General features: G+C 62.5%; 9 protein-coding genes. 6 read left to right on the top strand and 3 right to left on the bottom strand.

Translation table 11 applies throughout. The features are described 5' to 3' along the window. The first annotated feature begins 17 nt into the window (after positions 1–17). Together preA and FAA86_RS03095 are read left to right on the top strand one after the other, a co-directional pair. Entirely contained in the window at positions 18–1,331 is a 1,314-nt protein-coding gene (preA, locus tag FAA86_RS03100) for an NAD-dependent dihydropyrimidine dehydrogenase subunit PreA (protein WP_136538294.1), read from the top strand. Between the two features lie 167 nt (positions 1,332–1,498). Continuing rightward, positions 1,499–4,192 carry a bifunctional diguanylate cyclase/phosphodiesterase gene (locus FAA86_RS03095; protein ID WP_136538293.1) on the top strand — a complete coding sequence of 898 codons (2,694 nt, stop codon included), beginning with the start codon at positions 1,499–1,501 and terminating at the stop codon, positions 4,190–4,192. Positions 4,193–4,207: 15 nt separating this feature from the next. On the opposite strand, the gene FAA86_RS03090 is transcribed toward FAA86_RS03095, so the two are convergent. Further along, positions 4,208–4,840, bottom strand: coding sequence for an exopolysaccharide biosynthesis protein (locus tag FAA86_RS03090; RefSeq protein WP_113459746.1), 633 nt, complete (start codon positions 4,838–4,840; stop codon positions 4,208–4,210). A 143-nt stretch (positions 4,841–4,983) separates the two neighbouring features. Here FAA86_RS03090 and FAA86_RS03085 point away from each other — a divergent pair, with 143 nt between their 5' ends. Next, positions 4,984–5,925 carry a DMT family transporter gene (locus tag FAA86_RS03085; protein ID WP_136538292.1) on the top strand — a complete coding sequence of 314 codons (942 nt, stop codon included), beginning with the start codon at positions 4,984–4,986 and terminating at the stop codon, positions 5,923–5,925. Here FAA86_RS03085 and FAA86_RS03080 read toward each other — a convergent pair. Further along, a complete protein-coding gene (locus FAA86_RS03080; RefSeq protein WP_136538291.1) occupies positions 5,915–6,571 on the bottom strand; it encodes a TetR family transcriptional regulator C-terminal domain-containing protein in 657 nt (218 codons plus the stop codon). The two genes, FAA86_RS03085 and FAA86_RS03080, sit on opposite strands and share 11 nt — an antisense overlap. Positions 6,572–6,859: 288 nt before the next feature. On the opposite strand from FAA86_RS03080, the gene FAA86_RS03075 reads away from it, so the two are divergent. From FAA86_RS03075 to hydA, 3 genes are all read left to right on the top strand, one after another. Then, positions 6,860–8,113: a Zn-dependent hydrolase gene (locus tag FAA86_RS03075; RefSeq protein WP_136538290.1), complete on the top strand. Its 1,254-nt coding sequence runs from the start codon at positions 6,860–6,862 to the stop codon at positions 8,111–8,113. After that, a complete protein-coding gene (locus FAA86_RS03070; protein WP_136538289.1) occupies positions 8,110–8,748 on the top strand; it encodes an endonuclease domain-containing protein in 639 nt (212 codons plus the stop codon). Before FAA86_RS03075 ends, FAA86_RS03070 begins: the two co-directional genes overlap by 4 nt. Positions 8,749–9,037: 289 nt before the next feature. Continuing rightward, on the top strand, positions 9,038–10,495 hold the full coding sequence (hydA, locus tag FAA86_RS03065) for a dihydropyrimidinase (protein ID WP_136538288.1): 1,458 nt from the start codon (positions 9,038–9,040) through the stop codon (positions 10,493–10,495). Positions 10,496–10,911: 416 nt separating this feature from the next. Here the strand turns inward: hydA and FAA86_RS03055 are convergent, their stop codons facing one another. After that, complete coding sequence (locus FAA86_RS03055) at positions 10,912–11,325, bottom strand: cupin domain-containing protein (RefSeq protein WP_136538286.1); 414 nt, start codon at positions 11,323–11,325, stop codon at positions 10,912–10,914. Between the last annotated feature and the right edge of the window lie 50 nt (positions 11,326–11,375).

Below are 11,375 nucleotides of genomic sequence, written 5' to 3'. Positions count from 1 at the left end.
TCGAGAGGATTAGAAACATGGCTGATCTCCGCAACAACTTCGTCGGCATCAAGTCGCCCAACCCCTTCTGGCTGGCCTCTGCCCCGCCGACAGACAAGGCCTATAACGTCGAGCGCGCCTTCAAGGCGGGCTGGGGCGGCGTCGTCTGGAAGACGCTCGGCTCGGAAGGGCCGCCGGTCGTCAACGTCAACGGTCCGCGCTATGGCGCGATCTGGGGCGCTGACCGCAGGCTGCTTGGCCTCAACAACATCGAACTGATTACCGACCGTCCCCTGCAGGTGAACCTGCAGGAAATGAAGATGGTCAAGAAGAACTGGCCGGATCGGGCGCTTGTCGCCTCGATCATGGTCCCCTGCGTCGAGGAAGAGTGGAAGGCGATCCTGCCGCTGGTCGAGGAAACCGGCGCTGATGGCATCGAACTCAACTTCGGCTGTCCGCACGGCATGTCCGAACGCGGTATGGGCTCGGCCGTCGGTCAGGTCCCGGAATACATCGAAATGGTCGTGCGCTGGTGCAAGCAATACACTCGCATGCCCGTCATCACCAAGCTGACGCCCAACATCACCGATATCCGCAACCCCGCCCGCGCCGCCAAGCGCGGCGGCACCGATGCCGTGTCGCTGATCAACACGATCAACTCGATCGTTTCGGTCGATCTCGACAACTTCTCGCCAAACCCCAGCATCGGCGGCAAGGGCAGCCATGGCGGCTATTGCGGCCCGGCGGTCAAGCCGATCGCACTGAACATGGTCTCCGAAATCGCCCGCGATCCGGAGACCTATGGCCTACCGATATCCGGCATCGGAGGCGTCACCACCTGGCGGGATGCAGCTGAATTCCTGGCACTCGGTGCGGGCAACGTGCAGGTCTGCACGGCGGCCATGACCTACGGCTTCAAGATCGTTCAGGAGATGATCACCGGCCTCAACAACTGGATGGATGCCAAGGGCCATCAGAGCCTCGACGACATCTGCGGCCGCGCCGTGCCGAACGTGACGGACTGGAAATACCTGAACCTCAACTACGTGGCCAAGGCCCATATCGATCAGGATGCCTGCATCAAATGCGGCCGCTGCCACATTGCCTGCGAGGACACCTCGCACCAGGCAATCACCAGCATGGTCGACGGGGTCAGGCATTTCGAGGTGATGGAAGACGAGTGCGTCGGCTGCAACCTCTGCGTCAATGTCTGTCCGGTCGAGAACTGCATCACCATGGTCGGCCTGGAGCCCGGTACACTCGACCAGCGCACCGGCAAGCCGGTTGATCCAAACTACGCCAACTGGACGACCCATCCGAACAATCCGATGGCGGTTCAGGCCGCGGAGTGATCGCTTGAAAGAAGATCCGGCCCTGAGCGGGCCGGATACTTCAAAGCCCAAGAAAAGTGCAGTTTCTAGAAGATCGATTCAGAAATTATTCAGCGCCATACCCCACCATCCCGGCAACAACTGGCACAACCATAGCGTCAGAGCGCCTCAAGCCGGGCTAGGAGATCATGGCGACCAAGAGCAAGAATGCGGATGGGGCATCGATTTTGCGGTCGCGGCTGCAGATCCTGATCCCGAGCGCGATCGTTCTGGCCGGCGTCTTCGTCTCCGCGCTTTATGCTGACCTGCAGCAGCAAAGACTGAGCCGAGAGGCGGCCCGCAACGCGGTCGAAGAAGATCTCGGGCTGATCCGCACGAAACTTGAAGCCAATATCAACGCCGACATGAAACTCCTGCAGGGCATGGTCGCCGTCATCGGGACCGAACCCTATGTGACGCAGAAGCGCTTCGATGCGCTTGCCACCGCTTTGCTGTCGACACCCTCGCAAATCGGAAGCATAGCCGCAGCTCCGAACCTCATCACGACCTTCGTCCATCCCTACGAGGAAAACAAAGCCTATATCGGCCACTGGGTCCTGCCACCGCCCGGCGGCGCCGAAGCTGCCAAACAGCTGCGTGACAAAGGCAAGACCATCATTGCCGGTCCCCTCCCCCTCCGCAATGGCGGCAGAGGGCTCATCATCACCCTGCCGGTGACGATCACCAATGATGAAGGCAAACGCGCTTTCTGGGGCGGGCTCGCAGGCGTCGTGGACCTTGCGCGCCTTTACGATGACAGCGGCCTGCGCGCACCGGATCTTGCCCTCTCGGTAACGATCACAGACGATAGTCGGGGGACGAAGGATCCCGTAGTCATCTATGGCGACAGCCATGTCCTGACCGATGACCCGGTGACCATGACCGTCGATCTCGGCACGGAAAGCTGGACCCTTTCGGCCACACCCAAAGACGGCTGGCAGGCGGTCAGCAAGCCTGCCCTCCTCATCCGCGGCATGATCGCCGCCATGGCACTCTTGATCGCAGGAAGCGTCATCTGGGTCGCGGGGCTGATACGCGAGCGGCAGAAGAACTATGCCGCCCTCAGACAACGCGAGCAGCAGTTGACAGCGGTATCCCACCGGCTCGGGCTGGCGCTGGAAGCCTCTCGTATTGGCATCTGGGAACTCGACTTTGCATCCGGGGACATCAGCTGGGACGAGCGCATGTACCAGCTCTACGGCGTCTCCCCTGACGTGAAATCCTCCTACGACGTCTGGAAATCTTGCGTTCATCCAGACGACCTGCCCGTATCCGACAGGGCTCTGGCGAAGGCGATCGAACAGAATGCAACTTACGAAACCGAATTCCGTATCCTCCGCGATGGCGGGGAGATCCGGCATATCCGTGCCGTGGGCATCGCCACGCGCGACGAGGACGGCCAGGTCACGGTTCTCGGCGTGAATTGGGACGTTAGCGCAGACATCCGATTGCAGGAGGATCTGCGCGAAGCGCAGCGCGAAACCGCATTGCGCAACGAAGACCTCGAAGCAGCCCGTCAGAGGATGGAATACAACGCCCTCCACGACGCGCTGACCACCCTGCCCAACCGCCGTTACCTTGACCAGCAGCTTGCGGATCTCGTCACCCGAGACGATCAGCCCGGCGCGCGCCTGACGGTCCTGCACCTGGATCTCGACCGCTTCAAGGAGATCAATGACACGCTGGGACACGGAGCCGGCGACGCCATACTGCGCCATGTCGCGGACGAACTAAGACAGCGGGTCGGCACAGACGACTTCGTCGCGCGCATCGGCGGGGATGAATTCGTCATCGTCTGCCTGGGCTGCGGCACGGCGGACAGTTACGAAGCCCTGGGGCAAGACCTCATCGCAGCAGTGAACCGGCCCATCGTCTACAACGGCCACGAATGCCGCGTCGGCGCCTCCATCGGCATTGCAGACCGGATCGAGCCTGAACTCACAGCCGAACAGCTGCTCGTCAATGCGGACATCGCCCTCTACGAAGCCAAGCGCCGCGGCCGCAATCGTGTCGAACGTTTCAACGACCATCTGCGCGCCCGCACCATCAACACCAAGCATACGGCAGATGCGATCCTGCGCTCTCTCGCCGATGGCGACTTCATCGCCTGGTTCCAGCCGCAGTTCGATGCGCGCACGCTCGAGATCAACGGCGTCGAGGCTCTCGCCCGCTGGCGCCATCCGCAGCGGGGCATTCTAGCACCGCACGCCTTCCTGGAAATTGCCGAGAACCTGAATGTCGTCGCACAGATCGATGCCAGCATCCTCGATCAGGCGCTGGCTGCACTTGCCCGCTGGCAGGCGGAGGGGCTGGGGATCGAGCATGTCTCGGTCAACATCTCCGCCCAGCGACTGTTCGAAGACAAGCTTCTCGACCATCTGAACAAGATCGCGGTCGCTCCCGGCAGCCTGTCCTTCGAGCTTCTGGAATCCATCTCCTTCGACGACAAGGCCGATGCGGTCGCCGAAAGCCTGGAGCGGATCCGCGATCATGGCATTGCGATCGAGATCGACGACTTCGGCACCGGCTATGCCTCGATCCTGTCGCTCATCAAGCTGTCGCCCAGCCGCTTGAAGATCGACCGCCAACTGGTGGCGCCCATCGTCGCCAACCCGGCCCAACGCAAGCTGATCAGCTCGATCGTTGACATCGGCCGCTCTTTCGGCATCGGCATCGTCGCGGAAGGTGTCGAGACCATGGAGCACGCGGCAATCCTGCGCGATCTCGGGTGTCAGACGCTGCAGGGCTATGCCCTGGCCCGCCCGATGAACCCCGATGGCTTCATCGACTTCGCCCGGTCCCATGCGCTGCAGCGGGAAGATCTCTGGCAACGCAGCGCGTAAGCATGTCGTGAGAACTCAGCCGAGCAGGCTCTGGCCGGCGGCAAATCCGGCGTAAGCCAGCGCCGAGAAATAAACCAGCGTCAGCACCACCATCAGATGCCCCATGGCCACGACCATGCCGTCACGCTGGGAGATGCCGGTCGAGAGCAGCAGGATGGCGACACCCGGCAGGGTGTTGGAGAAGGGAATGAAGCTGAGCGGCATCATGAGGAGAACGCCTGCCGCTGTGAGCACGAGCCCGTTGATGCGATTGACGACGGCGCCTGCAGTGAGCCCCGGAAGACGCGGACGCACGAAACGGTCCACCTTGCGCAAAACTTTAAGCCCGCGCTCCAGCACCGGCACCAGACGCGCCCGTTCGAGCTTGCGGTCGGCCACCTTTTCCGGAAGCCAGGGAAAACGGTTGAAGGTGATGGCGATGCCGATCAGCACGATCCCGGCACCGAAGACGGTAGAAACCCCGGGAATGGACACGGGCACCAGAAAGGGCAAGGACAGCAGGCCGCAGAGCAGAAGCAGCCCGCTCTCACCCATCCGCTCCAGGATCTGGCGCAGCGTGACATGCTCGTCATGCATGGAGTCGATCACGTCCTGCAGCACCGCGCTCGTGCTCTTGTCGGTATCGTTGAAGCCAATCGCCGTTGTCATCAGGGAAGCTTTCGATTAACTGCCGGGGAGATCTCGCAGGACGAAGCACTCGGCTGTCGCCCGGAGCCGCAGATGAATGAGAATGAGGGCCGGGTCAAGTCACGCCACCAAGACGTGATGCATCTGGTACCCCGAGACATATCATGACAGATCAGGCTGAAGCCCCTTCCGCGCCAACCAACCGGCACACGGTCCACGCCAAAGGTCGCGAGAAGCTGATGGCGCATGCGGCCATGCTGCTCTTCGCCGCGCTCATTGCCGGCTCCTTCTCCTTCGGCGGCATGGCAGCCCAGCACCTGGAGGCGGGTCCGTTGACGCTCTGGCGCTACCTGATGACCATGGTGGTCATGGGTATCATGACCTTCGGCATTCTGCGCGTGCCCTTCAGCAAACCGCGCCGGGTCTGGCGCTATGCCCTGCTCGGGGGCCTGATCGCCGTCTACATGCTGACCATGTTTGCCGCGCTCGAATTCACGAGCCCTGTGCAGACGGGCGCCGTCTTCACCCTGATGCCGCTGATATCAGCCGGCTTTGCGCTCCTGTTTATCGGCCAGAAGACACGCCCCGATGTTCTCGCGGCCCTCGTGATCGCAGCCCTGGGCGCGATCTGGGTCATCTTCCGCGCCGACATCCAGGCAATTCTGTCCTTCGACGTCGGCCGGGGCGAATTGATCTACTTCGTCGGCGTCGTCTGCCACGGCGCCTATGTGCCTCTGATCCGCCGCTTCGGGCTTGGTGAGAACCCTATCGCCTTCGGCTTCTGGGTCGTTGTCTTCACCATCCCCTGGCTCTTGCCGACCGGCGCCGTACCGCTCGCGACGACGGATTTCGCCAGCCTGCCGATGACGGTCTGGGCAACGATCGCCTATCTCTCGATCGTCACCACGGCAATTACCTTCATGTTGCTGCAATATGCCTCGATGCGCCTGCCCGCGCCCAAGGTGCTCGGCTACGGCTACCTGACACCGACCTTCATCATCTTGCTGGAAGGCCTGCTCGGCCATGGCTGGGCAAGCCCCGCCGTCTTTATCGGCGCTCTGGTCACGGCGGCCGGGCTGCTCGTGATGGGGCTGCTCAGGGACTGACAGGCACCGGCTTGACGATCAGGCCGCTGACGAACAGGCCTTCCAGGAAACCTGCCGCCTCTTCGAACCGATCCGTCTCCCCGCGGCCTGTCCCCAGCACAGCCTTCACCTGGACGTCGAAATCGGCATAGTGCTGGGTCGTCGACCAGATCGAGAAGATCATGTGGTGCGGATCGCAGTCACGCACCTTGCCGCTCGCGATCCAGGCCCGGATAACCTCGGCCTTCTCGTCGACCAGCTCTTTGAGCGGCCCCTCCAAGACCGCCATGATATGCGGCGCGCCCTGCAAGATCTCGTTGGCAAAGAGCCGGCTTTCGCGCGGGAAGTCCCGTGCCATCTCGAGCTTTCGGCGAATATAGGAGCGGATCTCCTGCTCCGGATCGCCCTCGGCATCGAAAGCCTGCAACGGTTCGAGCCAGTTCTCCAGCACCCGGTCGATCAGCGCCCGGTGCATCGCCTCCTTGGTGCGGAAATAATAGAGCAGATTGGGCTTGGACATGCCGGCGACCTCGGCGATCTGGTCGATCGTCGAGCCATGGAATCCCCGCTGCGAAAACACCTCCAGCGCCGCTTCCAGGATGAGCTCCTCTTTCTCCTCCTGGATCCGCGTCCGCCTCTGGGTTTGCGCCGCTCTGGGTATTGCCATCTTAGAGTTGTTCCCCGCCTAAGACCCTGAAGTCACTCAAGAATATCACCGCTCAAAATCTGTGCATCTGCTTTGTTTTTTGTCGCAGATTTTTGCCGATTTTGTCTTGAGTGCCGTGATGGAAGTTGTAATGTTTTACCAGTCGGTCAAATTATTGGACAGATGTCAAATAAAGGCAACTGCCGATACGACAGCGGAAAAGACAAAGACAAGCCGCTGTTGCTGACCCCGGGAACTTGGGGAACGGGCGGAAGATCCGAACCCCTGTAAAACAGGTGAGGATCTGCAATGACGGCGCAACCCGGCACGAACCTTCGCGTGAACGGCGATCGGCTGTGGGACATGCTCATGGAGATGGCGAAGATCGGCCCCGGTATTGCCGGCGGCAACAATCGCCAGACCCTGACCGATGAGGATGCCGAGGGTCGTCGCCTCTTCCAACGCTGGTGCGAGGATGCCGGGCTGACCATGGGCGTCGACACCATGGGCAACATGTTCATGACGCGCCCCGGCACAGATCCCGACGCGCTGCCCGTTTACGTCGGCAGCCACCTCGACACGCAGCCGACCGGCGGCAAGTATGACGGCGTGCTTGGCGTGCTCGCAGGTCTCGAAGTCGTGCGCTCGATGAACGACCTCAACATCAAGACCAAGCATCCCATCGTCGTCACCAACTGGACCAACGAGGAAGGCGCCCGTTTCGCACCCGCCATGCTCGCCTCCGGCGTCTTCGCCGGCGTGCTGACGCAGGATTACGCCTATGCCCGCAAGGACATGGAGGGCAAGAACTTCGGTGACGAGTTGAAGCGCATCGGCTGGGTCGGCGACGAAGAGGTCGGCTCCCGCAAGATGCACGCCTATTTCGAATATCACATCGAACAGGGCCCGATCCTCGAAGCCGAAGAGAAGCAGATCGGTGTGGTCACCCACTGTCAGGGTCTCTGGTGGCTGGAATTCACCCTGACCGGCAAGGAAGCCCATACCGGCTCAACCCCGATGAACCACCGTGTCAATGCCGGTCTTGCCATGGCCCGCATCATGGAGATGGTACAGACGGTCGCCATGGACAATCAGCCAGGCTGCGTCGGCGGCGTCGGCCAGGTGAAGTTCTCGCCCAATTCCCGCAACGTGCTTCCGGGCACGGTGATCTTCACCGTCGACATCCGTTCGCCGGAGCAGGCCAAGCTCGACGGCATGCGCGCGAGGATCGAGAAGGAAGCCGGCGAAATCTGCGCGGCTCTGGGCGTCGGCTGTTCGATCGAGGCCGTCGGTCATTTCGATCCGGTGACCTTCGACCCGACCCTCGTCGCCTCTGTCCGCAAGGCGGCGGAAGATCTCGGCTACAGCCACATGAACATCATCTCCGGCGCCGGCCACGATGCCTGCTGGGCCGCCAAGGTGGCGCCCGCAACCATGATCATGTGCCCCTGCGTCGGCGGCTTGAGCCACAACGAGGCGGAGGAGATTTCCAAGGACTGGGCCAGCGCCGGCTGCGACGTGCTGCTCCGGGCGGTTCTGGAGACGGCGGAGATTGTCGGGTGACACGCTCGCTCCGCGCCCCCTCATCTGGCCCGTTGGGCCACCTTCTTCCCGCTGGGGAGAAGTGGGAGCGCGTTGCCACGTCTGAGGTAACCATTGACCTTAAGCCCCGCTGGATCGCATCATGGAACGCATTGAGCGCACGACGACAGCGTGACCTCTTCTCCCCCTCGGGGAGAAGGTGGCGCATAGCGCCGGATGAGGGGGGCCGAATGGCCATGACACACCCGCAAGATCCGACAAAAAGGCTGCCCGGAAAAACAGTCCAGGCCCGCAGCCTTCGCAACAACGACACCGAAGCCGAATACCGTCTCTGGGGTGACCTCCGCAATCGTCAACTGAATGGCCACAAATTCAGCCGCCAGATCCCCATCGGTGTCTATATCGTTGATTTTGTGTGCCGCGAACAGAGGCTTGTGGTGGAGCTTGACGGCAGCCAACATGCGGAGAACGAACGCGACGAACGACGAACCGAGTGGCTGAACGTGCAGGGTTACTCTGTGCTTCGGTTTTGGAACGCCGAGGTCCTGCAGGAACGCCGCGCCGTCCTGAACACAATTCTCGCCGTTCTGCAGGGCCAGATCGTAGACCCTTGCGACGCTATCCGCTTCTCACCAGCGTTGCAAAGGAACCGGTAATCGCCATGCTGCTACGGCCTTCGCTCCGCGCCCCCTCATCCGGTCCTTCGGACCACCTTCTCCCCGCTGGGGAGAAGAGGGAGCGCGCGGTGGCCTCGTCGGACCCCAGTATTCGCTCACGTCGCCGCAGCGTCCGAACAGAAGGTCGGGGCGCGCAACGTCTGCGTGACCTCTTCTCCCCAGAGGGGAGAAGGTGGCGCGTAGCGCCGGATGAGGGGGCGCCGCAGGCGAAGGCACAAACGCGAACCAACCGCGCAAGCATCAAGAACACGACACGGGGAGAGACCACATGACCACCACAGTCATCAAGGGCGGCACGATCGTCACCGCCGATCTGACCTACAAGGCCGACGTCAAGATCGAGGGGGGCGTGATCGTCGAGATCGGACCGAACCTGTCCGGCGACACCGTGCTGGATGCGGCGGGCTGCTATGTCATGCCGGGCGGCATCGATCCGCATGTGCATCTCGAAATGCCCTTCATGGGCACCTACTCTGCCGATGATTTCGAAAGCGGCACCCGCGCCGGCCTCTCCGGCGGCACGACCATGGTCGTGGACTTCTGCCTGCCCGGCCCGGATCAGTCGCTGCTCGAAGCCTTGCAGATGTGGGACAACAAGACCTCGCGGGCCACGGCGGACTATTCCTTCCACATGGCGATCACCGGCTGGAACGAACGCGTCTTCGACGAGATGAAGACGGTCGTCCAGGATCGCGGCATCAACACCTTCAAGCACTTTATGGCCTACAAGGGCGCGCTGATGGTGAACGATGACGAGATGTTCGCCTCCTTCCAGCGCTGCGCAGAACTTGGCGCGCTGCCGATGGTGCATGCCGAAAACGGCGACGTCGTCGCTTCGATGACCGCAAAGCTGCTGGCCGAAGGCAACAATGGCCCGGAGGCGCACGCCTATTCCCGTCCGCCCGAGGTTGAGGGCGAAGCGACGAACCGCGCCATCATGCTGGCCGATATGGCGGGCGTGCCGCTCTATGTCGTGCACACCTCCTGCGAACAGGCCCATGAAGCGATCCGCCGCGCCCGCCAGAAGGGTATGCGCGTTTACGGCGAGCCGTTGATCCAGCACCTGACGCTCGACGAGAGCGAATATTTCAACAAGGACTGGGACCACGCCGCCCGCCGCGTCATGTCGCCCCCCTTCCGCAATAAGCAGCACCAGGACTCACTCTGGGCCGGTCTGCAGTCGGGCTCGCTCTCGGTCGTTGCCACCGACCACTGCGCTTTCACAAGCGAACAGAAGCGCTTCGGCGTCGGCAACTTCGCCAAGATCCCGAACGGCACCGGTGGCCTTGAAGACCGCATGCCGATGCTTTGGACTTATGGCGTTGCGACCGGCCGCCTGACGATGAACGAATTCGTCGCGGTCACCTCGACCAACATCGCCAAGATCCTCAACATATACCCGAAGAAAGGCGCCGTGCTCGTCGGCGCCGATGCCGACCTCGTGGTCTGGGATCCCAAGCGCTCCAAGACCATCTCCGCCAAGACCCAGCAGTCCTCGATCGACTACAATGTCTTCGAGGGCAAGGAAGTGACAGGCCTGCCGCGCTACACGCTGACCCGCGGTTATGTCGCGATTGAAGAGAGCGCGGTGAAGACCCGTGAGGGCCACGGCAAGTTCGTGCGTCGCGAACCCTTCCCGGCGGTCTCCAAGGCGCTCTCGACCTGGAAGGAACTCGTGGCGCCGCGCAAGGTGGAACGCACGGGCATCCCGGCGACGGGGGTGTAAGCGGTTCCATGGCGTTGGCGCGCGGTCTTACCCCCCTCTGTCACTTCGTGACATCTCCCCCACAAGGGGGGAGATCGGCCGCGACATTCTCGGGACCCACCTCCCCCTCGAGGGGGGAGGTCGCCGCAACGCGGCGGGTGGGGGCGACCCCGGCGACGAGTTCGACGTCACAGCAGCATACGAGCGCTATCCACATCACCCCACCCCGGAGCTTCGCTCCGACCCTCCCCCTCAAGGGGAGGGTGAGGCCGCAACGCCTCTCCCAGCCACTCTCCCCCCTTGTGGGCGAGATGTCCGGCAGGACAGAGGGGGGTAACCCAAGCGCCAACGTCAAAGACACCAGCAAACCAGCGCGCTCCACGCCCCCTCATCCGGCGCTGCGCGCCACCTTCCCCCCCCTGGGAAGAAGAGGTCACTCACACCTCGACCAAGCCATCCAGCTGCGGCAGCAAGACCACGCTTTCCTGCTCGTTCGGGTCGGTGCGCGCAATGATCGCCGTGCAGGGCGCATTCGACAGGTTTGCCGGCAGATGCGGCACGCCGGCCGGAATGTAGAACAGCTCGCCCGCGTGAACCACGACATGGTTTTCCAGCCGGTCGCCATACCAGGTATGTGCCTGGCCGGAGAGCATGTAGATCGCCGTCTCGTGGCTCTCATGCAGATGCGCCTTGGCCCGCGCGCCGGGCGGCATCGTCAGCACATGCATGCAGATACCCTTGGCACCCACCGTCTCGGCAGCGATGCCTTCGAAATAACTCAGTCCCTGCTTGCCCTCATAGGTATGGCCGGGCTTCACGATCCGGCAGGTGGGCTTTGCTGATGCGTCCATTGTCCCGTCCTCTTCTTCCCGGCGGCCGGCCCGCCATCCTTTATCCGCTG

The sequence above is a fragment of the Rhizobium rosettiformans W3 genome (assembly GCF_004912135.1).
In the GTDB taxonomy this organism is placed as follows: Bacteria; Pseudomonadota; Alphaproteobacteria; order Rhizobiales; family Rhizobiaceae; genus Allorhizobium; species Allorhizobium rosettiformans.
The sequence above is the reverse complement of the archived record's forward strand: the minus strand, read 5'-3'. Positions and strand labels throughout refer to the sequence as shown.